Annotated in this window: 28 protein-coding genes and 2 tRNA genes; 10 read left to right on the top strand and 20 right to left on the bottom strand. The window is 69.1% G+C overall.

From position 1 onward, the window contains the following. Window positions 1-41 precede the first annotated feature (41 nt). From cysS to KY5_RS18830, 3 genes are all read left to right on the top strand, one after another. Window positions 42-1445 (top strand): cysteine--tRNA ligase, encoded by a 1404-nt coding sequence (gene cysS, locus KY5_RS18840; RefSeq protein WP_098247342.1) that lies wholly within the window; start codon window positions 42-44, stop codon window positions 1443-1445. 107 nt (window positions 1446-1552) lie between these two features. Then, entirely contained in the window at window positions 1553-2503 is a 951-nt protein-coding gene (gene rlmB, locus KY5_RS18835; RefSeq protein WP_098243361.1) for a 23S rRNA (guanosine(2251)-2'-O)-methyltransferase RlmB, read from the top strand. Between the two features lie 103 nt (window positions 2504-2606). After that, complete coding sequence (locus KY5_RS18830) at window positions 2607-4256, top strand: DoxX family protein (RefSeq protein WP_098243360.1); 1650 nt, start codon at window positions 2607-2609, stop codon at window positions 4254-4256. A gap of 101 nt (window positions 4257-4357) precedes the next feature. Here KY5_RS18830 and KY5_RS18825 read toward each other — a convergent pair whose 3' ends face one another. The 3 genes from KY5_RS18825 to KY5_RS18815 form a co-directional block, all read right to left on the bottom strand. Next, window positions 4358-5080: a nucleotidyltransferase family protein gene (locus KY5_RS18825; protein ID WP_098243359.1), complete on the bottom strand. Its 723-nt coding sequence runs from the start codon at window positions 5078-5080 to the stop codon at window positions 4358-4360. A 66-nt stretch (window positions 5081-5146) separates the two neighbouring features. Continuing rightward, complete coding sequence (locus tag KY5_RS18820) at window positions 5147-5602, bottom strand: hypothetical protein (RefSeq protein ID WP_098243358.1); 456 nt, start codon at window positions 5600-5602, stop codon at window positions 5147-5149. A gap of 231 nt (window positions 5603-5833) precedes the next feature. After that, window positions 5834-6970, bottom strand: a complete 1137-nt coding sequence (locus KY5_RS18815) for an ABC transporter ATP-binding protein (protein WP_098247341.1) — start codon at window positions 6968-6970, stop codon at window positions 5834-5836. Between the two features lie 218 nt (window positions 6971-7188). On the opposite strand from KY5_RS18815, the gene KY5_RS18810 reads away from it, so the two are divergent. Further along, window positions 7189-7262 (top strand) — tRNA-Thr (locus KY5_RS18810). Window positions 7263-7309: 47 nt separating this feature from the next. Here the strand turns inward: KY5_RS18810 and KY5_RS18805 are convergent. From KY5_RS18805 to KY5_RS18790, 4 genes are all read right to left on the bottom strand, one after another. Continuing rightward, window positions 7310-8719 (bottom strand): tyrosine-type recombinase/integrase, encoded by a 1410-nt coding sequence (locus KY5_RS18805; protein WP_098243357.1) that lies wholly within the window; start codon window positions 8717-8719, stop codon window positions 7310-7312. Between the two features lie 65 nt (window positions 8720-8784). Continuing rightward, the gene (locus tag KY5_RS18800) at window positions 8785-8988 is read right to left on the bottom strand and encodes a helix-turn-helix domain-containing protein (RefSeq protein ID WP_098243356.1); all 204 of its coding nucleotides are present in this window, start codon (window positions 8986-8988) and stop codon (window positions 8785-8787) included. A 479-nt stretch (window positions 8989-9467) separates the two neighbouring features. Further along, on the bottom strand, window positions 9468-10943 hold the full coding sequence (locus KY5_RS18795; protein ID WP_098243355.1) for an ATP-binding protein: 1476 nt from the start codon (window positions 10941-10943) through the stop codon (window positions 9468-9470). A gap of 3 nt (window positions 10944-10946) precedes the next feature. Beyond that, the gene (locus tag KY5_RS18790) at window positions 10947-11804 is read right to left on the bottom strand and encodes a bifunctional DNA primase/polymerase (protein WP_098247340.1); all 858 of its coding nucleotides are present in this window, start codon (window positions 11802-11804) and stop codon (window positions 10947-10949) included. Window positions 11805-11930: 126 nt separating this feature from the next. Here KY5_RS18790 and KY5_RS18785 point away from each other — a divergent pair, with 126 nt between their 5' ends. Next, on the top strand, window positions 11931-12392 hold the full coding sequence (locus tag KY5_RS18785; protein ID WP_098243354.1) for a hypothetical protein: 462 nt from the start codon (window positions 11931-11933) through the stop codon (window positions 12390-12392). On the opposite strand, the gene KY5_RS18780 is transcribed toward KY5_RS18785, so the two are convergent. From KY5_RS18780 to KY5_RS43235, 9 genes are all read right to left on the bottom strand, one after another. Beyond that, complete coding sequence (locus KY5_RS18780; protein ID WP_098243353.1) at window positions 12389-12841, bottom strand: hypothetical protein; 453 nt, start codon at window positions 12839-12841, stop codon at window positions 12389-12391. The genes KY5_RS18785 and KY5_RS18780 overlap by 4 nt on opposite strands. Window positions 12842-13044: 203 nt before the next feature. Then, entirely contained in the window at window positions 13045-15138 is a 2094-nt protein-coding gene (locus tag KY5_RS18775) for an FtsK/SpoIIIE domain-containing protein (RefSeq protein WP_098243352.1), read from the bottom strand. A gap of 129 nt (window positions 15139-15267) precedes the next feature. After that, window positions 15268-15438 (bottom strand): pRL2-8, encoded by a 171-nt coding sequence (locus tag KY5_RS18770; protein WP_199843136.1) that lies wholly within the window; start codon window positions 15436-15438, stop codon window positions 15268-15270. Window positions 15439-15440: 2 nt separating this feature from the next. Further along, window positions 15441-15767 carry a hypothetical protein gene (locus KY5_RS18765; protein ID WP_098243351.1) on the bottom strand — a complete coding sequence of 109 codons (327 nt, stop codon included), beginning with the start codon at window positions 15765-15767 and terminating at the stop codon, window positions 15441-15443. A 1-nt stretch (window position 15768) separates the two neighbouring features. Further along, window positions 15769-16662 (bottom strand): protein spdB, encoded by an 894-nt coding sequence (locus tag KY5_RS18760; protein WP_098243350.1) that lies wholly within the window; start codon window positions 16660-16662, stop codon window positions 15769-15771. Further along, window positions 16659-17114, bottom strand: a complete 456-nt coding sequence (locus KY5_RS18755; RefSeq protein WP_098243349.1) for a Pycsar system effector family protein — start codon at window positions 17112-17114, stop codon at window positions 16659-16661. Before KY5_RS18755 ends, KY5_RS18760 begins: the two co-directional genes overlap by 4 nt. Next, window positions 17111-17374, bottom strand: a complete 264-nt coding sequence (locus KY5_RS18750) for a DUF6284 family protein (RefSeq protein WP_098243348.1) — start codon at window positions 17372-17374, stop codon at window positions 17111-17113. Before KY5_RS18750 ends, KY5_RS18755 begins: the two co-directional genes overlap by 4 nt. A gap of 97 nt (window positions 17375-17471) precedes the next feature. Next, entirely contained in the window at window positions 17472-17924 is a 453-nt protein-coding gene (locus tag KY5_RS18745; RefSeq protein WP_098243347.1) for a hypothetical protein, read from the bottom strand. A gap of 53 nt (window positions 17925-17977) precedes the next feature. Continuing rightward, window positions 17978-18340: a hypothetical protein gene (locus tag KY5_RS43235; RefSeq protein WP_418952795.1), complete on the bottom strand. Its 363-nt coding sequence runs from the start codon at window positions 18338-18340 to the stop codon at window positions 17978-17980. A 382-nt stretch (window positions 18341-18722) separates the two neighbouring features. Between KY5_RS43235 and KY5_RS18735 the strand changes: the two genes are divergently transcribed. The 3 genes from KY5_RS18735 (at window position 18723) to KY5_RS43085 (ending at window position 21045) form a co-directional block, all read left to right on the top strand. Beyond that, window positions 18723-19517: a GntR family transcriptional regulator gene (locus KY5_RS18735; protein WP_098243346.1), complete on the top strand. Its 795-nt coding sequence runs from the start codon at window positions 18723-18725 to the stop codon at window positions 19515-19517. Then, window positions 19514-20179 (top strand): YdcF family protein, encoded by a 666-nt coding sequence (locus KY5_RS18730; RefSeq protein ID WP_098243345.1) that lies wholly within the window; start codon window positions 19514-19516, stop codon window positions 20177-20179. The genes KY5_RS18735 and KY5_RS18730 overlap by 4 nt, the downstream gene beginning before the upstream one ends. A 419-nt stretch (window positions 20180-20598) precedes the next feature. Next, window positions 20599-21045 carry an HIT family protein gene (locus tag KY5_RS43085; protein ID WP_098243344.1) on the top strand — a complete coding sequence of 149 codons (447 nt, stop codon included), beginning with the start codon at window positions 20599-20601 and terminating at the stop codon, window positions 21043-21045. On the opposite strand, the gene KY5_RS41825 is transcribed toward KY5_RS43085, so the two are convergent. Next, window positions 21038-21460 carry a hypothetical protein gene (locus KY5_RS41825; protein ID WP_159072551.1) on the bottom strand — a complete coding sequence of 141 codons (423 nt, stop codon included), beginning with the start codon at window positions 21458-21460 and terminating at the stop codon, window positions 21038-21040. The genes KY5_RS43085 and KY5_RS41825 overlap by 8 nt on opposite strands. Further along, window positions 21457-21954 carry a TIR domain-containing protein gene (locus KY5_RS18720; protein WP_098243343.1) on the bottom strand — a complete coding sequence of 166 codons (498 nt, stop codon included), beginning with the start codon at window positions 21952-21954 and terminating at the stop codon, window positions 21457-21459. The genes KY5_RS41825 and KY5_RS18720 overlap by 4 nt, the downstream gene beginning before the upstream one ends. 541 nt (window positions 21955-22495) lie before the next feature. Between KY5_RS18720 and KY5_RS41820 the strand changes: the two genes are divergently transcribed. Beyond that, window positions 22496-22560 (top strand) — tRNA-Thr (locus tag KY5_RS41820). A 72-nt stretch (window positions 22561-22632) separates the two neighbouring features. On the opposite strand, the gene KY5_RS18715 is transcribed toward KY5_RS41820, so the two are convergent. Then, on the bottom strand, window positions 22633-24072 hold the full coding sequence (locus tag KY5_RS18715; RefSeq protein WP_098243342.1) for an NAD(P)/FAD-dependent oxidoreductase: 1440 nt from the start codon (window positions 24070-24072) through the stop codon (window positions 22633-22635). Window positions 24073-24213: 141 nt separating this feature from the next. On the opposite strand from KY5_RS18715, the gene KY5_RS18710 reads away from it, so the two are divergent. Next, window positions 24214-24942, top strand: coding sequence for a DsbA family protein (locus KY5_RS18710; RefSeq protein ID WP_098243341.1), 729 nt, complete (start codon window positions 24214-24216; stop codon window positions 24940-24942). Here KY5_RS18710 and KY5_RS18705 read toward each other — a convergent pair. Next, a complete protein-coding gene (locus KY5_RS18705; protein ID WP_098243340.1) occupies window positions 24920-25594 on the bottom strand; it encodes a rhomboid-like protein in 675 nt (224 codons plus the stop codon). The genes KY5_RS18710 and KY5_RS18705 overlap by 23 nt on opposite strands. Between the last annotated feature and the right edge of the window lie 7 nt (window positions 25595-25601).

Below are 25601 nucleotides of genomic sequence, written 5' to 3'. Positions count from 1 at the left end.
GGGGTCGCGGGGCACTGTCCTTGGCCTACTACTCTGGTGTGGTGACGATTCGCCTGTACGACACCAGCGCCCGGCAGATCCGTGACTTCAGCCCCCTCAACGACGGCTGTGTCTCGATCTACCTGTGTGGTGCCACCGTGCAGGCGGCCCCGCACATCGGGCACATCCGTTCGGGACTGAACTTCGACATCATGCGCCGCTGGTTCGCCTACCGCGGCTACGACGTGACGTTCGTCCGCAACGTGACCGACATCGACGACAAGATCATCAAGAAGTCGGCCGAACAGGGCCGCCCCTGGTGGTCGATCGGCTACGAGAACGAGCGCGCCTTCAACAACGGGTACGACGCGCTCGGCTGCCTGCCGCCCACCTACGAGCCGCGCGCCACCGGCCACATCACCGAGATGGTCGAGATGATGCGCGGCCTCATCGAGCGCGGCCACGCCTACGAGGCCGAGGGGAACGTCTACTTCGACGTGCGCTCCTTCCCCGGCTACCTGGAGCTCTCCAACCAGGACCTGGACGACCTGCGCCAGCCCTCGGGCGAGGGCGAGACCGGCAAGCGCGACCCGCGCGACTTCGCGATGTGGAAGTCCGCCAAGGAGGGGGAGCCCAGCTGGGAGACCCCCTGGGGCCATGGTCGCCCGGGCTGGCACCTGGAGTGCTCGGCGATGGCCCACAAGTACCTGGGCACCGAGTTCGACATCCACGGCGGCGGAATCGACCTGATCTTCCCGCACCACGAGAACGAGATCGCCCAGGCCAAGGGCTTCGGCGACGCCTTCGCGCGGTACTGGGTGCACAACGGCTGGGTCACGATGAGCGGCGAGAAGATGTCGAAGTCCCTCGGGAACTCGGTGCTCGTGAGTGAAATGGTCAAGCAGTGGCGGCCGATCGTGCTCCGCTACTACCTGGGCACCCCGCACTACCGCTCGATGATCGAGTACAGCCCGGAGGCCCTGCGCGAGGCCGAGTCCGCGTTCGCGCGCATCGAGGGCTTCGTGCAGCGCGTGGTGGAGAAGGCCGGGGGCGTCGTCGACGCCGCCGCCGAGGTGCCGCCCGCGTTCGCCGACGCCATGGACGACGACATGGGCGTCCCGCAGGCGCTCGCCATCGTGCACACCACGGTCCGGCAGGGGAACTCCGCCCTCGCCGCCGACGACAAGGAAGCCGCCATCGCACGGCTCGCCGAGGTGCGTGCCATGCTCGGCGTCCTCGGCCTCGACCCGCTCGACCCGCACTGGGCCGGTGGCGAGGGCGACCGGGGCGAAGACCTGCACGGCGTCGTCGACACCCTCGTCCGCCTGGTCCTCGACCAGCGCGAGGCCGCCCGGGTCCGCAAGGACTGGGGCACCGCCGACGCCATCCGTGACTCGCTCAACCAGTCGGGCCTGGTCATCGAGGACAGCCCGAGCGGCCCGCGCTGGACGCTCGGCCCGCGCTAGGCACCCGCTGATGTGCCGCCCGGCGCTCCGGGCGGCACACTTCATAGACGTACACCTCGTACGCGTACGCACGTGCGCGCACACGCATCACGACAGACAGGTAGGTCATGGCCGCTAACAACCGCCGCATGTCCGGCAAGAAGGGCGCGCAGGTCGGCAGCGGCGGCAATCGGCGCCGCGGCCTTGAGGGCAAGGGCCCGACGCCGCCCGCCGAGGCGCGCAAGGGGCACGTGAAGAACCGCATCGCCAACGCCAAGGCCAAGAAGTCGGCGGGCGCCCCGCGCCGTCCCGCGCCGAAGGGCCGCGGCGGCAAGTCGTCGTCCGAGATGGTCGTCGGCCGCAACCCGGTCTTCGAGGCGCTGCGCGACGGCGTGCCCGCCTCCACGCTCTACGTCCAGCAGTTCATCGACAACGACGAGCGGGTCCGCGAGGCGCTCCAGCTCGCGGCCGAGCGCGGCGGCATCCACCTGATGGAGGCGCCGCGGCCCGAGCTCGACCGCATGACGAACGGCCTCAACCACCAGGGGCTCGTCCTCCAGGTCCCGCCGTACGAGTACGCGCACCCCGAGGACCTCGCCGCCGCCGCGTACGACGAGGGCCAGGACCCGCTGATCGTCGCGCTCGACGGCGTCACCGACCCGCGCAACCTCGGCGCGGTCGTCCGCTCCGTCTCCGCCTTCGGCGGGCACGGCGTGGTCGTGCCCGAGCGCCGCGCCGCCGGAATGACGGCCGGTGCGTGGAAGTCCTCCGCCGGTACGGCCGCGCGGACGCCGGTCGCGCGCTGCACGAACCTGACCCGCGCCCTGGAGGCGTACAAGAAGGCGGGCGTCGCCGTCGTCGGCCTCGCGGCGGACGGCGAGCACGAGGTCGGCGAGCTTCCCGCGCTGAGCGGTCCCGTCGTCATCGTCGTCGGCAGCGAGGGCAAGGGCCTCTCCCGGCTCGTCGGCGAGACCTGCGACTACCGGGTGCGGATCCCGATGCCGGGTGGCGCCGAGTCGCTGAACGCGGGCGTCGCCGCGGGCATCGTGCTGTACGAGGCGTCCAGGCGCCGCGCGTAACACATCCAGGCGTACAGGTGTCCGGGCCGCGTTGATCTCTTGACGCGGCCCGGACATTTCCCCATGGTCAAGGCAGTGTCCTAAACACACATCACTCGGTTAGATGAGTGTGGACACCAGAACACCCCGCACACCCACGGGGGGAAGCTCGTCAGGCTTCGACGAAGCTCCCGCGCTGAGCATGGTGAAGGTGCCGAGCGACCCGGCGCAGGTCATCGTCAATCACGCGAGTTTCCGCGTGCAGCTCCCCGCCGCTGGGCGCACTCAATCCCCGCGCATCTCACGTCACTTGGGCACCGCCGACGAAACGGTGCGCATCCCGGTCGTGGGCGGCGCCACCAAGCGTCGCGCACCCGTCGTATGGAGCGGGAAGTCCGAGCCGGGCGACCCGGGAGCGACCGGACTGCTGCAGGCCGTGCGCGGCACGGGCGTACGCCACTCGGCCCAGCAGGCCGGGCCCTACGACGACGGCGGCGCCACCCAGGTCATCCCGCGCGTCGACCTCGGCGACGAAGGCCCGGGCACCGTCGCGACGCCCGGCGGCCCCGAACCAGAGACCCGGCTGCTGCCGCAGATGCGGATGCCGAGCAGCGACTACGACGAGCGGATCGCCCAGGGCGGCGACGAGTTCGACGACGACTACGACGACTACGACGAGGGGACCGGGGGCGCCGAAGGTGCCGAGCGGGTGAAGCGGCACGGGTCCGACCCCGTGCGGCACGCCTACTACCCCGGTCGCCGGATGAACCTCGGCGTCGTGCTGCTCCCGCTGCGCGTCTTCCTCGGCTTCATCTCCATCTACGCCGGCATGGGCAAGCTGTGCGACCCCGTCTACTTCGACGGCGGCGAGCGCGGCTCCATGGTCAAGTGGCTCACCTCGCTGCACCCCTGGGCGCTCGCCGAGCCGCTGCGCGACTTCGCCCTCCAGCATCCGGTGGGCGCCGGACTCTGCATCGCCTTCTTCCAGGTCATCGTGGGCGTACTCACGGTGCTCGGGCTCTGGCAGCGCCTCGCCGCCTCCATCGGCGTGCTGCTCTCCGCCGCGCTCATCGTCACGGTGAGCTGGAAGACCGTGCCCGCCTACGACGCGCCGGACATCATCTATCTGGCCGCGTGGTCGCCGCTGATCATCGCGGGCGCGCCCGTGTACTCCGTCGACGGGCGCCTCGCGGGCGAGGCGTGGCGCACGCTCGGTCCCCGGGCCGCCATCTGGGAGCTGCGGCGGCGCGTGCTGCGGCGCGGCGCCCTCATCGGGGCGGTCGCGGTCGGCCTCACGCTGCTGCTCGGCTCGCTGCTCGGCGGCGCCGTGCGGGACGCGGACCGCGTGACGGTGCCGGGGCCCGGCGAGGCCCCGCGCAACGAGCAGGAGGGCTCACCGCTCCCCGGCGACCCCGCGAAGAAGCACCACCGTCGCCAGTCGGGGAGCCCGACGCAGTCGACGGGCTCCCCGACGCAGGGTCAGGGCAGCTCCGCGAGCCCCACGCAGGGCGCCACGTCGCCCGGCACGGCCCGCGAGACGGGCACCGTCGGCTCGGAGCAGCAGCCCAGCCAGACGCAAGGCAGCACGGCGGGCCAGGCCCCGCCGCAGCAGTCGGCGACGCAGCAACAGCAGCCGGCCACGACGACCGCGGGACCGACGTCCAGCGGCGGTGGCGGCACCACGGGCGGCTCCGGCGGCTCGGGAGGCTCCGGCGGCACCGGCGGCACGGGCGGGGAGAAGCCGGGGCTCCTGGGCGGCGTCCTCGGCCACTGAGAGGCGCTGAGACGGCGTTCCCGGTCTACGTACGGGAGAGGGGGCCACGCACACCGAGTGTGCGTGGCCCCCTCTCCCGTACGTACGCAGCCGATACCGCCTCAACGGCGTTGCGCGGCGAGCTCCTTGGCGGCCTCGGTGAGGTCCTTCGCGGTGTCGATGGCGCGCCAGTACGCGCCCTGCGGCAGCGGGAAGCCCGCCAGGCGCTTCTCACGGGCCAGGCGCGGGAACGTGGTGCGCTCGTGGTCGCCGAGGTCGGGCAGGAGCGCGGTGAAGGACGAGGAGAAGACGTAGACGCCCGCGTTGATGAGGTACGGGGACGGCGGGGCCTCGATGAAGTCCGTGATGTGGCCGAACGCGTCCGTCTCGACGGCGCCCCACGGGATGCGGGGGCGGGCCAGGGCGAGGGTCGCGGTGGCGTCGCGCTCGGCGTGGAAGGCCGCCATGTCGCGCAGCGAGAAGCGGGTCCAGATGTCGCCGTTCGTCGCGTACCAGGGGCGGTCGGCGTGCGGCAGGTGGCCGGCGGCGTACTTGAGGCCGCCGCCGCGGCCGAGCGGTTCCTTCTCGACGACCGTGGTGACGTTGAGCGGCAGATCCGCCGAGTCCAGCCAGTCCTTGAGGACCTCGGCGAGATGGCCGCAGGAGACGACGGCGTCGGTCACGCCCTCCTCGGCGAGCCAGGCAAGCTGATGGCCGATGATCGGGGTCCCCGTGCCGGGGATCTCGACCATCGGCTTGGGCCGGTCGTCGGTGTACGGGCGGAGTCGCGAGCCTTGGCCTCCGGCGAGGATCACGGCTTGCCTGGGGGGCGGGTCAGCAGTCATGCCCTGCACGATATGCGGCCGTGACGGGGCACTGGCCCGGGGCCCGGCCCCCCGGCGCCGGACGACTCAAGTAGCCGTCCGGGCCACGCCCGTCGCGAAGGACGTGTCGCAGACCGGGCGGGCGTACGACTGGGCGCGGGTCGGGCCGTACGCGTGCACGGCGGCGCGGCCGAGTGCGCGCGCGATCGACATGCAGTGCCTGGCGAGCGACGGGTGGCGGTTCACCTCCCGCTGGAGGTGGGTGAGCGCCACGCCCGGGTTCTTCTCCTGGAGTTCGATCAGGAGCCGGTCGCGCAGGATGTCCTGCGGGGCGCGGGACTTGGCCGGTACGGAGAGGTCGTCGGCGGATGCGGTGAGCATCGAATCCGAGGAATTCCCCGACCAGTTGACGCTGGTGACCGCGAGGGTCCCGGAAAGCACCAGCATCACGGGCAGGACGAGGGCAAGCGTGCGGCCGATGCGGCGGGCGGGGCCCCGGTGGGCTCGGCGCGGCTTCTGGGTGTAGTTGGCGGAATGCGTCACGCGAGTGAGCGTAGCGCTAGGTGATGATTTGGCGACATTTAGTCACTCGGTCGAGCGACAGAGAAGAAGGTTTCGCTGTCGCGCCGTTGACGGCGGATGGGCGAAATGACCGGTCTGCCGGGGTATTTGTCGACAACGTGAGCGTGCTCGACGGGAGCGCGGCGCACGCGTGAGGGCCCGGCACCGCGGTGCCGGGCCCTCACGGGAGTCTACGTACGGGTCGCTCCGGCGTCAGTCGGAGAGGCGCTCGCCCGTCGAGGTGGAGAAGACGTGGGTCTCGCCCGGACGCGGCACGACGTGCAGCTGCGCGCCCTTCTCCGGCACCTGGCGGCCGTTCACGCGGACGACGAGGTCCTTCTGCTCGCCGCTGACCTCGGCGGTGCCGTAGACGTAACCGTCGGCGCCGAGCTCCTCGACGACGTTCACGGAGACGGCCAGACCGGCCGGGGCGTCCGCGCTCTCCTTGGAGAGGGCCTTCGCGGCGGCGCCGTTCTGCTCGACGATGTCGAAGTGCTCCGGGCGGACGCCGACGGTGACCGTGCGGTCGCCCCGGTCGGCGGCGGCGCTGAGAGCCTCGCGGTTCACGGGGACCACGGAGTTGCCGAACTTCACGCCGCCGTCGGTGATCGGGACCTCGACGAGGTTCATCGCGGGCGAGCCGATGAACCCGGCGACGAACAGGTTCGCGGGCCGGTCGTACATGTTGCGCGGCGAGTCGACCTGCTGGAGCAGCCCGTCCTTGAGCACGGCCACGCGGTCGCCCATGGTCATGGCCTCGACCTGGTCGTGGGTGACGTACACGGTGGTGATGCCGAGGCGGCGCTGGAGCGAGGCGATCTGCGTACGGGTGGAGACGCGGAGCTTGGCGTCGAGGTTCGACAGCGGCTCGTCCATGAGGAAGACCTGCGGCTCACGCACGATCGCGCGGCCCATCGCCACACGCTGGCGCTGACCGCCGGAGAGCGCCTTGGGCTTGCGGCCCAGGTACTCGGTGAGGTCCAGGATCTTCGCCGCGTCCTCGACCTTCTGGCGGATCTCGGCCTTGTTGACGCCGGCGATCTTGAGCGCGAAGCCCATGTTGTCGGCGACGGTCATGTGCGGGTACAGCGCGTAGTTCTGGAACACCATGGCGATGTCCCGGTCCTTCGGCGGCAGGTGCGTGACGTCGCGGTCACCGATGCGGATGGCTCCGGCGTTCACGTCCTCGAGCCCCGCGAGCATGCGGAGCGAGGTGGACTTGCCGCAGCCGGAAGGACCGACGAGGACGAGGAACTCGCCGTCCTCGATCTCGATGTCCAGACCGTCGACGGCGGGCTTGTCGCCACCCGGGTAGATGCGGGTCGCCTTGTCGAACGTAACAGTGGCCATGGTGAGGGCCCCCTTCACCGGCAGGAACGTGCCGGACGATCCGTTGTAGAGAGGGAGTGGTGTAGTCCACCTGGGTGAACTGCTCGTGACGGTACCCCGGAGGTCCGCGGTCTGTCAGTAGTCGGAGGACCGCGACCTTCGAGGAAATTTTCGACGGGCGCGCGGACGGTGTTGGTTACACTGCTCGGGCACGTCGGCGCGGCTGCGCCGGTGCGTGTGCCTCCTTAGCTCAGATGGCCAGAGCAACGCACTTGTAATGCGTAGGTCGTCGGTTCGAATCCGACAGGGGGCTCATCTGGAACCCCAGGTCAGATTGATTCTGACCTGGGGTTTTCTCGTTCAGCGGATGCGGCGTCGGCGGCGGGAGCGGGCCGCGCGGGTGTCGGGGGTCTCAGTTGTGGTCTCAGTGGGGCCCTGGGAGGGCTCCGGGTCCGGGCTCTGCGGACCGGGTACGAAGAACTCGCCCATGCGTCGCATCGCGTCCTTGGAGAGGTGGGATCGGCCCTTCACGTAGCGGCGGGTCTGGCTGATCTGGGTGTGCCGGAGGATCTCCATGATGGTGGGCATGTCGACGCCGAGTTCGTTCAGGATCGTGCCTGCGGTGTGGCGGCTCCCGTCGTAGAGGCGGCGGTCGTCGATTCCGGCTTCTTCGAGCAGCTCCTTGAATTCTTCGTAGTCGGCGCGCGGGTCGAAGGGGCGTCCGTCCGGCCGCGCGAACACCACGTCGTGCTCCTGCCACAGTTCCGCGGCTGCGGTGCGCATCTCGTCTTGCTGGGCCTTGTGGTCGCGCAAGAAGGGGATGAAGACGGGCGGGATCGGCACGGCGTTCTGGCTCTTCTTGGTCTTGGGGCGCGTGAAGACGAGCCCGCCCCCCTTGCGCTGGGGGCAGATGCTCGCGTGCTTCTTGCACGTCTTGGTGCAGGGCTTTGGGCAGCCGCGCTTGTAGCCCTCGTGCCGGGTGCAGTTCGGCGGGCACGAGACGAAGCGGTGGCGACGCGCCCCGCAGGCGTGCGGGTCATCGCAGCCGTGCCGCCAAGTGAGCCGTTGGAGTTGCCACTTGGGGTGGAACAGCTCTGCTTCCAGATCGACGTAGGTCCAGCGCAGACCGAGCGTCTCGCCCTGCCGGAAGCCCATGCCGACGCCGACGATCCACCGCATGAAGGTGGGCCGCTTGGCGGCGGCTTCGAGGAATGCCTTGGCTTCCTCCTTGCTGAAGGGGTTGGCCTCGGTCTCGTCGACGCTCGGGGGGTCCACGAGGGTGGCCACGTTCTCGCTGATCATGCGGCGACGGTGGGCAATCTTCAGGGCGCGGGACAGGATGCGGTGCACCTTCACCACGTGCGAGGGGGCGTGCCCGGCATCGAGCATGGCGCGGTACATCCGCTCCAGGTGCTCAGGCTGCAGCTTGTCGATGCGGTGCTGGCCGACGCCGGGAACGATGTCGTTGCGGGTCTTGGACCAGTAGTCATCGAGGGACCGCGGCTTGAGCTTCAGGCTTGCGATGTCGGTGAGGTAGGTCTCCATCCACTTCGCGACGGTCGGCTTGCGGCCAGCGGTGGGGGCACGGCCTTGGTCGCGCTGCTGTTCCAGTGCTTTGACCTTGCGCTTAATTTCGGGTTCGGTCCGGGCGCGGCGGTGGCGGCGGTCGGGGCTTCCGTCGTTCTTCACGCCCATCGTGACGCGGCCGTGCCACCAGCCATCGGCGCCGAAGTAGATGGACGACTCGTTGTTGGCCTTGCGGGGGCTCATGGGTTCCTCCATGCGGGAGGCGCCCCCGAGCGGAGTGCTCGGGGGCGCCTCAGGGCGTGCGGGGATCAGGCGGGCAGCGGGGCGAGGTTCTCGACGTACGCCTCCAGGTCCCTGCGCCGAATCCGGCGCAGGCGGCCCAACTTGATGTACTTCAGGGCGCCTTCGGCCATCAGCTCGTAGACGGTGGAGCGGCCGATGGCGAGCGCTTCGGCGGCTTCCTCGGGCTTGTACAGGAGTCGGTCGACGGGCGCGGCGATCGCGGTGCTCATCCGGGGTGCCTCCTGGGCAGTACGGCTCTTGCCTTCGGGGGTCGGGCCGGTGGCCCGTGTGTGTCCGAGGTGCGGATTTCTGCGTCATTGCGTCATCAGCGTCATACGAGCTTCTGACCTGCGGTTTTGCGTGACGCGGTGGTGGGGGTGTGCGTCATCGGTGCGTCATGGGCTGCGTCATCCGTGACGTAGCCCATGACGCAGATGACGCAGGATGACGCAGAGCTTGCCGTCTGCGTCATGGCCGTAAGTGCAGGTCAGGGGCCAGTTTTCCGGCCGCATGACGCAGATGACGCAGCGCTTCCCTCTTAGGACAAAAGAGGGGGTGCCTGTAGTAGTTCGGTGCCGCTCAAAGAGCGAAGAAGGGGCCGCTTCGCGGCGCGACCCTTGGGCGGCGTTCCGCCGAACAGCAAGAGGAGCACACGTCTCGCGGGGCGAGTGGTGCTCTTCTTGCTTGTCCGGGCGAGCCTGGTCGCGGGTCAGAACACCTGCTGCTGCTCGCGCGGCGGCGGGTCTTCGCGGCGGGCCATTTCGAGGTAGCGGCCTTCGCTGGTGCGGCCTGCGTCGATGAGGACGCCCCGGGCGGCGAGCGTCGGCTGAAGGCGCTTGAGGCGGTCGGAGAGCACCTTGCCGGTGGTCGGCCACCCTTTAGGCAGGGGCCGTACCTCGTCGCTGCTGTAGAGGCCGCTGAGGAGATGCAGCCACTCCGTGGACGTCATCCGCTGTGCCGTGCCCGGGGTGAGCGTGTCGGCGTGCCGCAGGACGGTCTGCGCGAGCAGGTCGCCTTCGATGACGTCGTCGTTGAGGTCGTCGAGGCTGGCCCGGTAGGCGGCGAGGGTCCCGAAGCCGGTGGCGGTGTCGAGCTGCGCGCACAGGTGCGCGAAATCCGCCATCCGCAGGTCGGTAGGCGTCTCCGCGTCGGCCGCGCGGACCTTGACGGTGAGGTCCAGGAGCGAGCCGAGAACGACGGGCAGGACTTCCGCGTACTCCGCCCACAGCTCCGCTTCGGTGCGCCGGACGCGGGGGCGCTCCAGACGCAGGGGCAGGAGGCGCTCGGCGAGGTCGGGGCGGATGACGCCGACGTCGATGCCGGTCAGGAGCAGGGGGCGGCGGTAGCCGACGCGGAAGACGTCCCCGTCGGTGAACAGCGCGCGCTTGACGCTCTCGGCTCCGGTGACGATGCAGCACATGGCGTCCGACAGGTCCGGGGTCATGTGGGAGAGGTTGTCCAGGGCGGTGACCCATCCGGCCGCCACCGCCGCGATGAGGTTCTCCTCGTCCTTGGGCGCACGCCTCAGGTCGCCGCTCATGCCCTCCACGATGCGGATGAGCATCCGCCCGCCCGTGGACTTGCCCGCGCCCTGCGGGCCGGTGAGGAACGGGGCGGGGACGGGCACCGACGGACCGAGGCAGCCGATGAGCCAGGCGAGGGCCAGGCACTCGGTCTCGGCGGTGGCGAAGTTGCACAGCCGCATCAGCAGGTCGATGCCCTTGCCGTTCGTGTCCTTGGCGGGCAGGGGCAGTTCCCCGGTGAGCTGGGTGCGCCGCCAGCACACCTCGCGCGGGTCGGGAACGGTGATCTCCCAGCCGGTGGGGTGGATGCGCACGGACTGCCCGTCATCGCGGCCCAAGTCGAGCCACGTCGCCCCGTCAAAGCCCGGGGCGACGCGGATGTGGACGGGCTGCACGTCCTCGCTCAGCGCGAGTGCCTCGATCAGGTCCAACGCTTCCTTGAGGGCGGTGCCGTTGAACACGCCTCGCCCGTCGTGGAAGAGGCCGACCATGAGTTCTTGGCGGTGGCTGCCGGTGGTGCCCTGGGAGCGGATCGGGCGGGCCACGGGGTGGCCCTTCTTCTGTGCGTAGACGGTGCCGTCGGGGGTGCGGAAGTACCGGAAGTGCGCTTGGGCGTAGTCGGTGATGACCTCGCGGGCGGGGTTCTTCTCGTCCTCGGACATGGCTCACATCCCCAGTGCGGTGCGGGCGTTGGTCCACGCGTCGGCGCAGTGCCGGGCACTCTCGCCCTTGGTCTGCGCGGCGGTGAACAGGCGCCCGACGTGGACGTCGGTGAGGCAGCCGCACCGGCCGTGGGTGGAGAGCACGGCGAGGAAGGTGCGGTACACGGCGTTGTGCACGCCGCTGGTGGCCTGGGTGATGCGCTGCTCCGCCATGGCGAGGCCACGGGCCAGGTAGGCGGGCGTGCGGTGGGGGCAGACCCCGCCCGGGGCCGGTGCGGGCACGGTGATGACCTGCGGCACGGGCCGGATCGGGGCGGTCTTCACGGCGAGCGCACGGACGGCATCCGGCAGGGCGGTGAGGGTGCCGGTGCCGGGTCCGAGCCAACGGGCGTAGGACATGGTCGACTTGATGTCGATGCCAGCGCGGACGCCGTTCACCGAGCGCATGGCGCCCTGGTAGATCCAGTGCTCCCCGCGCGTGCTGGCCACGGTCTGGGTGGCGGGCAGGGTGCGAGCGGCCCAGGCGACGGCGGCGGGGGTGTCGAGGTCGACGACGGTGAGATCGGCGCCACCGGGGTGGTAGGCGACCGCCGCCGCGTCCCGCCACGCCCGCGCCCACGTAGGGGAGTTGATGACGTCCGGGTCGGTGGTCGCGGCGGCCCAGGCGTGGCAGGGCGCAGGGCAGGTGCAGGGGCCGGGGGTCTTCATGTTCGGCCGCCCGCCGCACGCGTTGTCCGCGCAGGCCCGGCAGTTGCCGAACGGCACCTTCCCCGCCCGCAGCGGCAACACCGGAACGCCGGAGGATGCCAGGGCGAGAGCGGTGGACAGGTGCTCTCGCCGGATGTCGGTCGGTTGCGTCATGCTGGAGACCTCCACAGGGTCAGTTCGTGGCTGGTGGACAAGGGCGGCCCCGTTCTTTGCCGAGAGGGGCCGCCCCTCGTGTTTCGCTGGTTGATGAGCTGGTGTGACCCCAGGGGGGCGGAACGGGTGGAGTGGACTGCGCTGATCAGCACCGTTGCGGGTGGCGCTATCGCCACGCTGTCGGCAGGGGCGCTTGAGTTCTGGCGTTGGAAGCGGCAGCGCGTCGACCAGAACATCGAGAACAGGCGGGTTCTCTACGGCTCGTACCTGGCGGTCTTGTCCAGCACGCGGCATACGTGCAGTTGGCTGGCACGGGCGACCGAGCTGGCGCCGACGGAACGGGCCAAGGCGGTTTGGGATGCCTATGAGCACTGCCTGGGCCGTAGGTACGAGATACAGATCATGGCGCCGCTGAGCGTGGTGGAAGCGGCGGACGATACCCACCACGCCATGCGAGCCATGTGCATGGCGGTGGAAGTAGGCGTGACCAGTGACGATGAGGAGTACACGCGTCTACGTCAGGCATACAAGGACGCTCATACGTCCCTGCGACGCGCGATGAGATGTGATCTCGGCTCCGAGCCCTAGCCGTGGAAGTGGTTGCGCTTGAAGACGGCCTTGCGGATGTTGAACGTGTTGCCGCCACGGCCACCGCTGAGGACCTGGACAGCGATCCACCCGCCGAAGATGACAGCGGCGAGGATGATGAGCTGCTGGATGAGCGCGGCGAGCGCGGTGATGAACGTCGTGAGCAGGAGCAGCCCGCCGCAGACCGCGCCGAACCCGATGCCTCCGAGCGCGACGTTCACCGCGACCCGCGAAACGGGCGGTTTCACGGCGACCGGTTCGGGCTTGGCGGGCTCGATCGCGTAGCCGGTGACGATGCGGCCGTCGGGCAGCACGATGGACTGCACGGCCGCGACCGTGGACGGCTGCACCGGCACGAGCGGCGTGGCCTGGATCACGGTGACGGGGGCGGGCTGGTGGATGTCCGGGGCCCGTTCGAGGGGTGCGTGGGCGGGGTGTTCCGGAGACATGCGGAATCCCTTCAACTCGGTGTCCAGGGAGGTAGAGCACCCCCCTTCCGGGGGCGCTGTGGAGGGGGTTTCAGGGGGCTGACCTGCGGCGCCTCCCTGCCTCCCTGGCTGATCGTTTGCGCAGGTCAGGGGGAGGGAGGCGGGTCAGGGAGGCGGGTAGGGAGTTCTCCCTGCCTCCCTGACCCGGCAGCGCGCGGCTCCCTCTAGCCGATCGCGGAAAGCGGAGCGTCCCCGTCGCCGTCTTCGTCGGGACGGTTGGCGAGGGCGCGGGCGACCTTGTCGCGGGAGACGACCATCACGCCATCGGACTTGTACGGCTCCGCCCCATCGGCGTCGAGAACGCGCTTGAGGTCGATGAACGACCACTTCCCGTACGTGTCCGCGTTCAGCGAGGCGAGCCGGGCAAGGACGTCCTTGGTGCGGACGCGGGGCGCGTCGCCGAGCACGGAGAAGATGTCACGGAGCGGGTCGCGCTGCTCACCCCGGTCGATGGCGTGCAGGGTGGTGACGTTGTCGCGCAGGGCCTTGGCCCGCTCGGTGATGGCCTTGGCGTCGTCGTCGTTGATGTAGTGCGTGCGCACCGTGATGGACGACTGTCCGGCCGGGATGTCGATGCCGTCGGAGGCGACGACCAGGGTTCCCCGGTCCAGCCCCGGCCGCAGCAGGTTCGGCGCGGCCCCGCCGTCGACAGCCTTGTCTCCGAGCGCCATGCGGGCCTGCGACTCGGTGCCCAGCGCGAGGGAGGCGCGGGTGTGGGCGCCCTCGCGGACCAGCTTGGGCAGGTTCTCGTTGGTGGGGTCCTGAGTGCCCTGCCACATCAGCACGTTCACCGCACGGCCCTGGTTGTGGATCTTGCGGACGGCCATGAAGTAGCGGGAGTTGGCCTTGGCCCCGCCGTAGGGCCGCTTCTCGTCGTCCTTGGCCGGGCACATGAACGCCACCTGCGCCTCATCCACGAGCACGATGAGCGGCGGAAAGGTGGTGCCGGGCGGGGCCTGGATACGGCGGTTCATCTCGTCGACTGCGCCTTCGACCATCTCGGTGACCTCGATGACGTGCTCGTCGGTCGGCCCCTGGATCAGGGTGGAGGCGAGCCCGTCGAACATGGCCCAGTCGCCCACGCCCTTGAGGTCGCCCATGAGGAACTGCACCGACTTGTCCAGCGCCAGCCACAGGGCCAACGACCTCAGGGCGACGGTCTTGCCCTGGTTGGACAGGCCCGTGATGAGCAAGTGCCGCTGGTACAGGCTCAGGGCGGCGGCGTCGCCGCGCAGGTCTTGTCCCCAGGGGGCGCGGCCCTTGGTGTAGTCGGCGGTCATCGTCTCGTCGGTGACCAGCGGGGAGGGACCGATCGGCTCGTCCAGTGCGCCGGAGTCGGCGATCCACAGGCGCACCGTGCGGGCGGCTTCGGGCAGGGTGATGAACACCTCGTGCTCATGCCGGGTGAGGTTCTCCGCCAACTTCCGGCGGCGCTGCTGCACTTCCACCGTGGAGACCCCGGACGGGAGGGTGACGTCGACCTCCACGCCGCATCCGGCGATCCGGATCGGACCCAGCATCGCCGCCCCCGCGTCGCCCATCTCCTTGATGGCGTTGCGCAGCGCCGGAACCCCCAGGTCCCGCAGCGCCTTGACGACGATCGAGGGGGTGATGGGCTCGCCCTCGCCGTTACGGACCCGCTCGGGCAGGGCCCAGGTGGGGGCGGCCTGGGAGTGGCGGCCCACGCTCCACAGCGCGAGCATCGCCAGCAACGGCCCGACCCGCAGCGCGGGACCCCACACCACGGACACGATCGTGACGAGCAGCCGGATGAACTCGATGACCGCCATCAACGGGGTGAGTACGTCGGTGACGTCCTCGTTCGCGATGGCCAGCACGACCCCGAGCCCGACGAGGGAGCCGATGCCCGCTCCGGTGCCGACCGCGAGGCCCTTGGCCACGTCCACGGGGGACTTGAGGAGGTCCATGCGGCGGCGGTGACGGGCCTCCCGGAAGCGCTGAAGCCGCTCTTCCCACTCCTGAGCCACCTCGTAGTTGCCCGCCGCTTCAGCGGCGCGCAGCAGGCGTTCGTAGCGGGCTCCGGTGCGCCCGTCCCAGGTGCGGCGGGCCACGATCCGGGTGCCGCCCACCACGTACATGCTGTGGCGCACGGCCAACCGGCCCGCCTCACGAGTGCGTTCGTGCGTGACCGCGCTCCGCACGGCACGTCCGGAGCGCACCCACAACGGCAGCTCGGGCGTCTCCGGGGTGGAAGCCGCAGGGATGTCTTTGTGCAGGTGAACGACGGTGCCGCTCATGACGGCAGACTCCTGACTGCCCCTGGCAGGGGCGGAACGGTGGGGTGCGGGGTGGCCGCGCGGCAGGCGGCGGCCACCCCGGGAAGAGGCGCGGAATGCGGGAGGCTCAGCGCGTCGGCGGGTGGTGGGTTACCACCAGCGGGACGGCTTCTTGGGCACGAGGGAGGGGTGGCCGTTGTTCATGTGGTCCACGCACTGCGGGCAGTCCTCACGCGGCTTCAGGCGGCGGTGGATGCTCTTGTCGTGCGCGTGCTGCCAGCACTGCGGACACTCACCCGCAGGCGCCGGTTTGACGGTCATGGTCACCACCAACCCGACGACTTCGCGGCCTTCTTCGCGGCCTTCTCAGCGGCGGCCCGCTTCACGGCCTCGCCCCGCTCGATCTCCAGCGCGCCGATCTCCGCCTCCAGGCGGATCGCGGCCGACTCCCACGTCGCCGCGCCCTTCTCCTCCGCGCGGACGGTGCTCTTGTGCCGCACGACCTTGACCGAACCGCCAGCGGCGGCGGACAAGATGGCGCGGCGCTCACGGCCGTTCAGCGCCCACATCTCACGCTTGCGGGCAGCGTCCAACTTGCGCTTGGTGGTGCGGATCTCGCGGTCAATCCGGTTCGTATCGGGCGTGCCCATCTCAAGCACTCCTTGGGGAGTCGGAAGGGGTGGGGGAGGTGACGCGCTTCCATGCGGCCCGAAGGCGGACCTCGGAAGCGGAGTGCCCGGACGCCCGGAAGCGGGCGGCCATGTCGCGGTAGGACAGGGCCGGATCCTCACTGATGCGGATCTCCTCCTCGACCAGTTGGTCAAGCGCCGTATCCGTGAGCGCGGGCGCGGCCGTCTCCAGCGCGGGCACCTGCTCGCTGGGACCCCACACGGGCAACTCCCAACGGGCCGTGACGCCGGGTGTGACGGGAGCCGTCACGCAGGTCAGCGCCCTGCCGGTGGCCTCGCCCTTGCGGGCGCTCTCCAGCGTCGACCACGCGCTGGACAGGGTGCGGGCGGTCTTGGCCTGGATGCGGGCGAGGCGGGCCCCGGCAGCCGTCACGGCCGTCAACCGGGTCTCCTCCGTGACCGCTTCCGCCCGGAGTCGGGCGCGGGCCACGGCCGCCTCGTCGCGTGCTTCCTGCTGAATGCCGTGGATGGCGTCCAGCGCGTGGGGGGTGAGCGCGGTGCGCTCCCACATCCCGTGCACCAGCCACAGCGCCTTCGCGGCGATCGGCAGCCACGCCACCGCCAGCCACGCCCCGGCAGAGTGCTCGGCGCTCACCGCGTGGGCCACCAGGACACCGGAGGCGAGCAGACCGAAGGCCCAGCCAACGGCGGTCACCACACGGTTGTGGTCGCCCTGCGCGGCCAGGCGGCGCTCGTAAGCCAGGGTGGCCAGCCAGCCCCCGTCGATGCCCACACCGACGACCAGCGCGACCAGCCACGGCACCGCCGTTCCCAGCCACATCACCACCACGGCGAGGGTGAGGACCATGGACACCGCCGTCATCGCGACGGCGGGCAGTACCGTCTTCGCCCTCACAGCGCACCCCCCACCGAGATCAGGGCGGCGAGGATGAGCAGCGCGCCGCCCGCGCGGGTCAGGTCCACCGCCCGCTTCAGGCCGGTGAACTTGATGACCGCGATCCGAGAGAAGTCCGCGATGTGCTGCGCGCGGTGGTCCTCGGCCAGTTCGGCGGTGATCTGTTCGGCGCTCAGCGTCGCCCACCGTGGGAACCCGACCGGGCGGGCACCGCCCAGGTTCGGGCGCACCGACGACAGCAGCAGGCCCGCCGCAGCGAGCAACAGCGCCGTACCGATGCCGCCCACCACGAGGACGGGCAGCGACAGGGACGCGTCCTTGGCAACCGTCCACGTCCCGGCCAGCACCGCGCCCACGAACGCGAGCAGGAGACTGGTCTTGGCGTCGGTCCGCGCAATCTCCGCCTTCACCTCGGCGTGCGCGGCCGCAAGGTTCTGCTCGGTGGCACTCACGCGCCCACCCCCGGCTTCACGGCGGCGGTGTTGGCGAGCGTCACGCGGGCGGCCAGCGCCTTACGGCGGGCACGGCGGATACGTCGCTCGTCCAGCTCGTTCGGCGTGCGGTCCAGCGTGAGGATCTGCGCGTCCAGCAGCTCGACGTCCGCCAGGATGACGGGCATCTCCTGCTCGATCGCGTCCAGCTCAGCGGCCGTGGGCTCCAGATCCGGAGCGAAGGCCGTAACAGCCTCTTGAACAGTGACGATGTGCTTCATGGGTCGTGTTCTCCCTAGCAGGTGGCAACGGCCCCAACAGAGCCCCCGGAGTTGCACCTCCGGGGGCTCGCGCCGTTGTGGTGGGTGGGTGTGGCGGTCAGGCGTAGATGGAGCGAGCGCCGATGGTGCGCAGTGCGGTGTGGGCCTGACGGGCCCGCAGGCCCGCCGCGTCCAACTCGCCCTCGCTTGCGTCTCCGAGCGCCATGGCTGCATCGACCGCTTCCTGCGCGGCCGCCAGGAGGACGTCGTCCTGGGTGGTCATGTGCAGGGTGTCCATGGCGCTGGTCACGGCGGTCCGGGCGGCGTAGCGGGCCTGACGCGCTTCGGCGGTCTCAGCCTGCGCCTCACGGCGGGCCACGAGCTTCAGGTACTGCTGTTCGCGGTGGCCAGCCAGCGCGGCGAGCAGCGCCGGGATCGCGGTCGCGAGGGCCTGCCTGCGCTGTTCGGCGGTGGCCTTCCGCGCGGTGCGGGCGGTGGTCAGGTACTGCATGAACCCGGCGACGACGGCACCGGCGAGCGTGCCGAGCACCGCGATAAGCGTTCCGATCATGACGACTCCAGGAAGCAAAGGGGGCGCGGGCACGAGGTGGTGCGGGGCGGGTCCTACTCGCTGTCGTCGTCGGCGCTGGCGCTGGTGTTCGCGCTGCCGCCCATGACCACGTCGCCGTGGACGATGCCGCTGGACACACCGACCTGGTCACCCATCACGATGGGCCCGCCGAACGTGACGTTGGCGTCGCCGAAGTCGAAGACGGCACGGTTCTTCTCACTCATGGACTTCTCCTTTGCGGGGGTGGACGTGCTCACCACCAGGTGGACGGCTTCTTGGGCACGAGGTACGGGCAGTGCGTTGACCATGTGGTCGACGCACTGCGGGCAGTCCTCACGCGGCTTGAGGCGGCGGTGGATGCTCTTGTCATAGGCGTGCTGCCAGCACTGCGGGCAGTCGCCCGGAGGCGCTCCCATCACGGGCTCCCTTCGGAGCGCGGGACGATCCCGGCTCCCCGGACCCTCGCCCGTACGACCACAAAGCGGCCGGACGGGCGAGGGAGGCAACCGACCGTCGCGGAAGCGGCGGAAGTCGAGGCGCAGCCAAGGCCGCGCAGTCCGTCTTTTCGACTCGGGGAGACGGGGCCCACCTATGGAGTTCTCAAGAAGCGACCAGCTCGGGGCTCCTCGTAGTGGCGAGCTATCCCTGACTGGCACGGCCAGAAGCAGCCCGAAACGGACCCCTCCGACTCGCTGTCCTAGGACTGCGAGCGGCCTGAGATGACAATGCACCCGCAGTCCCGAGACTGTCAACAGTCCTGGGACTGTGTTTCACTGGTTGCGTCGAGAGGAGTTCCGCGTGGCACCGAAGTGGCGCGAGTTGGCGGATCGGCTGGCCGAGCAGATCAGGAGTGGTGCACTCGTCCCTGGCCAGCAGCTTCCGCACATTCGGGACCTGGTGGAGGCCGGTGAAGGGTCGAAGTCCACGGTCCATGCGGCCTACAAGGCGCTGGAGGCTGAAGGCCTGGTTGTCTCGTCTCGCGGGCACGGGACGGTCGTGCGAGAGCAGACGCCGCTGAAGCGGCTGGGCATCGCCCGATACGACAAGGCCAAGTGGCGCGACAGTGGCGAGGTCGCATTCATCGCAGACCGCGTGGCCTCAGGCCGCAGCTATCGCAGGAATGAGCAGACCCAGACCGTGAGTCGGGTGGAGGCGCCGGCACTTGTGGCCGCGGCTCACGGACTGCCCGAGGGCGCGGAGGTGTACGCGCGGGCGCGCCTGGTGAAGGAGGGCTCGCAGCCGACGCACACGCTGACGAGCTACTACCGCCCTGAGCACGTCGAGGGCACGCGGCTCGTGGACCCGACGCCGGGGCCTGCGGGGCGTGGCGGTGGCTACCGGGTGCTGTATGACGCCGGGTACGAGATCGACCACATGAAGGAGGAGCTCTTCGCCCGAGCCCCGAGGGCGGAGGAGGTCCAGCTCCTTCAGCTTTCGCCGGGGGAGTGGGTGGTTGAGCTGCACCGCACGACGTACACGGCAGACGGCACCGTGGTGGAGTTCGCTGTCGGGGTGCATGCGGCTACACGCTTCTCGTGGGCCTATGACTTCAAGGTGCCCGACTCGGCGGACACGGAGGGTGAGAGCAAGTGATCTCGGCACAGGCGTGGGCGGATGCGCAACTGCTCTGGGACTTCCAACTGATGGGCCATGAACCCCGGCGGTGCTCCGTGGCGATCGGGCTCGGAAGTCACGATCTCGGAGTGGCTGACGCCACGGCGGACCTCTATCACCGCGGCCTGGCTCCGTTGATTGTCTTTACCGGAGCCACGAGTCGTACGACGCGGGAGGCGATGCCCAAGGGTGAGGCTGAGCACTACCGCGAGCGAGCCATGGAGCTTGGAGTGCCGTCCGACGCGATCCTTCTGGAACCGCGGGCTCGGAACACGGGCGAGAACATCAGGCTGTCCCGAGCCTTGCTGGAAGAGCGCGGGGTATCCATCGAATCTGTGCTGCTGATCAGTAAGCCGTACGAGGAGCGACGTTCGTACGCCACCGCGTGCAAGGTCTGGCCGGACGTGGCGTGGGTGAGCGCGTCAACGGCCATGACGTTCACGGAGTACGTCGATTCGATTCAGGATGCGCGGCTCGTCATCGACATGCTTGTTGGGGCGCAACAGCGGATAATGGTCTATCCCGAGCAGGGGTTCCTGATTGAGCAGCAAGTTCCCCGGGGTGTGGAGGCGGCCTACGAGCGCCTGCGCGATGAGGGGTTCACGAGCCGCCTCCTGCCGAATGCGGCGAGTAGGAGCTGACCCCTGGTGCGAAGTTCGTTGCGGCCTTACGCGCGGTAAGACTTGCTCTGCTTCATCAAGGCCCGCGCACAGCGCGGGCGCGGGCCGCCTCAGCGGCCCGGCCTGCCTCGTGTCTCCGCCACGGCTGGCCGGGCCCGGCGGCCCGCTGCGTGCATGGGGCGAGCCTCTAAGACCACGGCCCAACGTCGTGCTTTAACGGGCGGCCTCACAGACTGCCGGACTCGCCATCAGCTTAACGGGCCATGATCACTCGCCCCAAAGCAGCTCCAGCCCAAAGCCGCTCCCCCGCCCTCGTGACTTCCCTCTCTAGATGCGGGGTAACCGGTATCCCCTGATCCCGCGCTCCGGGCTCCGGGTCGCAGCGAGAGCTCGACTGTTGAATACTGGACATGTCCAATACCTGAAGGGGCGGGCCACTAATGACCATCACTGGGACTACCGGGCCACAGAGCTGCACCTTTTGCGGAATCGTAAGAGGGAGTGTTGCGGCTCAGAAAATCTACGAGACGGACGAATTCTTGGCCTTCTTCCCCTTGAGTCCGGCAACCAAGGGGCACACGCTCGTGATCCCAAAATCACACATTAGAGACTTCACGTCTGCGTCACCCAAAGTCTTCGGCGCCCTCACATCGACGGCTGTGCGATTGAGTGCAATACTGTGCGACACCTTCTCTCCATCAGGAATGAACCTCATTACTTCAGCCGGACAGTCCGCCAGTCAATCCGTAATGCATCTTCACGTGCATCTCGTGCCGAGGTGGGATGGTGATGAAATGGGAGAGATTTGGCCAGCAAAACAGCCCACAAGACCTGAGGAACTCGCCCAGTGGGCTAAATCCTTCCAAGCCCACGCGGGCATTAAATGAAGGAAACGCCTAGCAGTAAAAGGCCGAAGCCTACGATTGCCCCATAGAATACCCACCATGTGCTAGAACGGAGAACGCACGGCCAGGAGCACTTAGGGAATTGCCTAGGGTTTGCATACGGAGCCGTATTCATCGAGAAGATCGGCACGACGGTTACCTCCTCAGAAGCCGCGGCGTACAGCTCCCTGAAGAGGCGTTCCTGTCGCAGATAGAAGGCATCAAGCCAACCAAAGGCGATTGCTGGCATTATCCCAATCAGTGCATTCCACCAGTGCAGATGCGAACCCGTGTATGCATAGATGGCCGCCGATACGGTCAGCGACCATCCTTTGACCGCAAAAGAGTGAGAAGCCTGACGCGCTATCGTTGCCTGAATATAGTCAAGGTGCTTCAGGCGTTCGTCGCCGAAGCTCACCACTGCTTCCTGATGTCGATCGCTTCCTCCACCCAACCCTCAATGTTCGCTGTGATACTCGCGAACACGGATTGGCTGTTGTATCCCGCAGGATCGTACGCGCGAACTACCTGATCGAACTGCACCTTGCCGTCATCCAAGGTAAACCCTGAAAAGGGATTTCCCCCCTTAGTTGTGGGCATGCGATTCTGATCGAGCAGTTGGTGAATGTAGATTCCGACAACACCCTTGCGGTCGGCCCAAGCCTTCTTGAATTCGTACTCAATCCATGGCCTATCCGCTGTCTGGTTTCCAATCAGGACGACATTGCAGCTCTTGCCGACCATTTGCTCGTCAATCCAGCGCTGAATGGCAGCGTCACCTTGCCGAGCAACGTCTTCCCACTGGTTCGAGGTCAGTACCGGTTGGCCTTCAATGCGGCCGATGTTTTTGATCGTCTGAACTCGCCAATTATCGAACTTGTATCGAAAGCTATAGAAGACCTTGCGCGTCATTGCACTTACCCTTCACGCCAGGGCTCTCCGCCCACGCCTATCTGAGATCAGGAGCCTCCACTGCACCCCTGATGCCACGAGCCGGGATCCGCCTCTACTGTCATTGTGAGCCACTTACATGCCGAAAGTAGCCAAAATGGCAAACTTCCTACGCCTCGTCTGCGCGCGCGGGGGCTCGCTGACAAAAACTGCCTGAGCCTAGGGAGCGAAGAGCGTCCTCCCCGGCCGTCCTGGGGCCGTGGAAGGGCGCTCGCTGGTGACCAGCGCTGACAACTGGCGACGGCTGCGCCGCAGTTCAGAGCGGTGATCGAGTAGATGGCCGCAGGTCACGGCCGTCCGTGATCAGTTGTGGCTGTGCAGACATCTGCCCGCCACCAGCAACCGGGGGCTGAGGGATCAGTCAAGTGCTTCGGGGCTTAGAGGCCATGGTCTCAGTGATGGTCTCAATTGCTTCTAGATTCACAGGCGTCCGTCGCCGTCCGGAGGGGTCGGCTGGGTGCCCTGACCAGGCATTTGAGTCGTCAGTTAGACGCACGTGGATGCCCCCGGACCAAGATCCGACAACTTGTAATGCGTAGGTCGTCGGTTCGAATCCGACAGGGGGCTCCGGATCACGAAGGGCCCGGCCCACCTCCGAGGTGGGACGGGCCCTTTCGTGCTCTTCCGGACGCGCTTCGTCTACCCGCGCCCCGCCACCCGGTCCGCCGCCCGCGCGAGGCGCGACGACCGTGCCGTGTGCGTGGTGAGTTCGCGGCGGTCGGCCGCGTTGTACGTGGCGTACATGCCGTGGACGCCGAGCCAGCGGAAGGGTTCCGGTTCCCATTTGCGGACCTTGTGGTTGACCCAGGGGAGGGCGGTGAGGTCCGTGGGGCCCGCCTGGCCCGAGTCCTGTTGGACCAGGTCGCGCAGGGTGCGGGCGGCGAGGTTGGCGGTGGCCACGCCCGAGCCGACGTAGCCGCCGGCCCAGCCGAGGCCCGTGGCGCGGTCCAGGGTGACCGTGGCGCACCAGTCGCGGGGGACGCCGAGGACGCCGGACCAGGCGTGGGCCACGCGCACGCCCGCGAGCTGGGGGAAGAAGCGGGTCAGGATGGAGCGCAGGGCCTCGACCGTGGCGGCCTGGGTGCGGCCGTCGTTGTCGGTCTTGGAGCCGTAGCGGTAGGGGACGCCCCGGCCGCCGAGCGCGATACGGCCGTCCGCGGTGCGCTGGGCGTACATGTACGCGTGGGCCATGTCGCCGAGGGTCTCGCGGCCCTCCCAGCCGATCGACTCCCACTGGGCGGCCGTCAGGGGCTCCGTCGCGATCATGGAGGAGTTCATCGGGAGCCACGTGCGGCGCTGGCCCTTGAGGGAGGCGGTGAAGCCCTCCGTGCAGCGCAGGACGTAGGGCGCGCGGACCGTGCCGTACGGAGTGATCGCGTGCTTCGGCTTGATCTCCGTGACCGGGGTCGACTCGTGGATCGTGACGCCGAGCGCCTCCACGGCGTCCGCGAGGCCCTTGACCAGCTTCACCGGGTGCAGGCGCGCGCCGTGCGGGGTCCAGGTGGAGCCGACGGCTCCGGAGACCCGGACGCGTTCGGCGGTCTCGCGGGCGCCGTGCAGGGTGCGGTCCTTCTCGCCGTACGAGAGTTCCGTCGCGTGGAAGTCCTTCAGGCGGGCCAACTGGGCGGGTGTGTAGGCGACTTCGAGTACGCCGCCGTGGTGGACGTCCGCCTCGATGCCCTCCGCGCGGGCCGTCTCGATCACCTCGGTGACCGTGTCGTTCATGGCCTCCTGGAGGCGCACCGCCGCCTCGTGGCCGTGCAGTTTCGCGTAGCGGTCGCGGCCCGCGACGCCGTTGTAGAGCCAGCCGCCGTTGCGTCCTGAGGCGCCGTAGCCGCAGAACTTCTGCTCCAGGACGGTGATGCGGAGGAAGGGCGCGGCCTTCTTCAGGTAGTACGCGGTCCACAGGCCCGTGTAGCCGCCGCCGACGACGCAGACGTCCGCCGTGGCGTCGCCGGTCAGGGGTTCGCGGGGCGCGGGGGTGCCGTCGTCGGCGTACCAGAACGATATGCCGCCGTTGACCGTGCCGGACCCGTGCCGCGTGCCGTCCGCGTTGTCGGTGTTGTTCGCGCTGCTCATGGGCGGACGTTACTGCGCAGGTGGGGGCTGTGGGCAGGGGGTGGGGCCTTGGTCCCACGGGGCGGGTCGTTCGGCGGCGGGGGCGCGGGGTAGATTCCGATACTTTGAGCGGTACGTGTCGAATCCTGGAGGGCTCAACTCATGGCCGTACACAAGGCCGGGCGCAAGACAGCGCGCGTCGCCGCCGCGGTGGCCGCCGCGGCGCTGATCGGGGTGGCCGCGTCCGCCTGTGGTCCCGACGAGGACAAGGGCAGCGGCAAGGTCGCGGAGAAGCCCGCCCCTCCGGCGGACAGCGGCGCGCTCGCGGGTGTGCCCGCCTCGGTCAAGGGCGGTGTGATCACGGTCGGTGATCCGAAGGCCAAGCATACGGTCAAGCTGTACGAGGACCCGCGCTGCCCGATCTGCAAGAAGTTCGAGGAGACCGGCGCGCAGGCGCTGGTGAAGCCGGTGGCCGACGGCAAGGTCAAACTCGAGTACACGATCGCCTCGTTCCTCGACAAGAACCTCGGCGGCAGCGGGTCGGTGAACGCGGCGGGCGCGCTGCGGGCGTCGGTGGAGGCGGGCAAGTTCCCGCAGTACCACGCCGAGGTCTTCGCCGCCCAGCCCGAGGAGGAGACGGACGACGCCTTCACCCCGGCCTACCTGCTGAAGGTCGCCGACAAGGTGAAGGGCCTGCGCGGCGCCGCCTTCGACAAGGCGGTGAACAAGGGCACGTACAAGAAGTGGGTCGACGAGGCCATGAAGGTCTTCACCGACGACGGCATGGAGGGCACGCCGACCGTCGTCATCGACGGCAAGAAGTCCTCGGGCAACGCGCTGTACGACCAGGAGGCGTTCGCCAAGGAGCTCAAGGCGGCGGGCATCTCCTGACCTGCCACGGGGGAGTTCGTACGGCACTCCGCGTCAGCGGATAGCAGGCCAGGCCGATCAGGACCGAGGTGAAGTGGCCCAGGTCGGTGAAGGTCCTGCCGGTGATCAGCGGGGTGCCGTACACCGCGACGACGGCGAGGAGATACGCGTACCGCCAGGGCGTGGGAACGAGGTACGTGAGAACGGCGACCGCCCCCGCGAGCGCGTAACTCACGCCCACGTCAAGGGTGTTGACCGCCGACTGCGGCGCCGCCCCGTGGCGGACCGCGAGCGCGAGGACGCCCTCGCTGATGAGCGTGGCGAGGACGTGCGAGAGCGCGGCCACCGCGAGCCAGCGCCAGGTGCCGAGCCATCGCTCGGCGCTCGCGTGGAAGACCGAGTACAGCACCGCGTACGGCAGCCAGCCGCTGCCGTCGATCCAGAACGCGCTGGAGATCAGCACCCGCACCGGATTGCGGGACAGCTCGTGGATGTTCGTGGAGCGCTGGCGCAGGAACTCGTCCTCGAACTCCGGCGACATGCCGTGCATCGCGACGGTCGTGACGAAGAGGGCGGCCAGCCAGAGATAGGTCCCCGGGGCCCCGCGGACGTACGACGTGACGGCGACGGCGGCCGTGCGGGCGCCGTGGGCCGCCTCCCGGAAAAAGCGCATGCGGTGA

This window comes from Streptomyces formicae, assembly GCF_002556545.1.
Classification (GTDB): Bacteria; Actinomycetota; Actinomycetes; order Streptomycetales; family Streptomycetaceae; genus Streptomyces; species Streptomyces formicae_A.
This window is presented reverse-complemented; position numbering and strand designations above follow the sequence as displayed.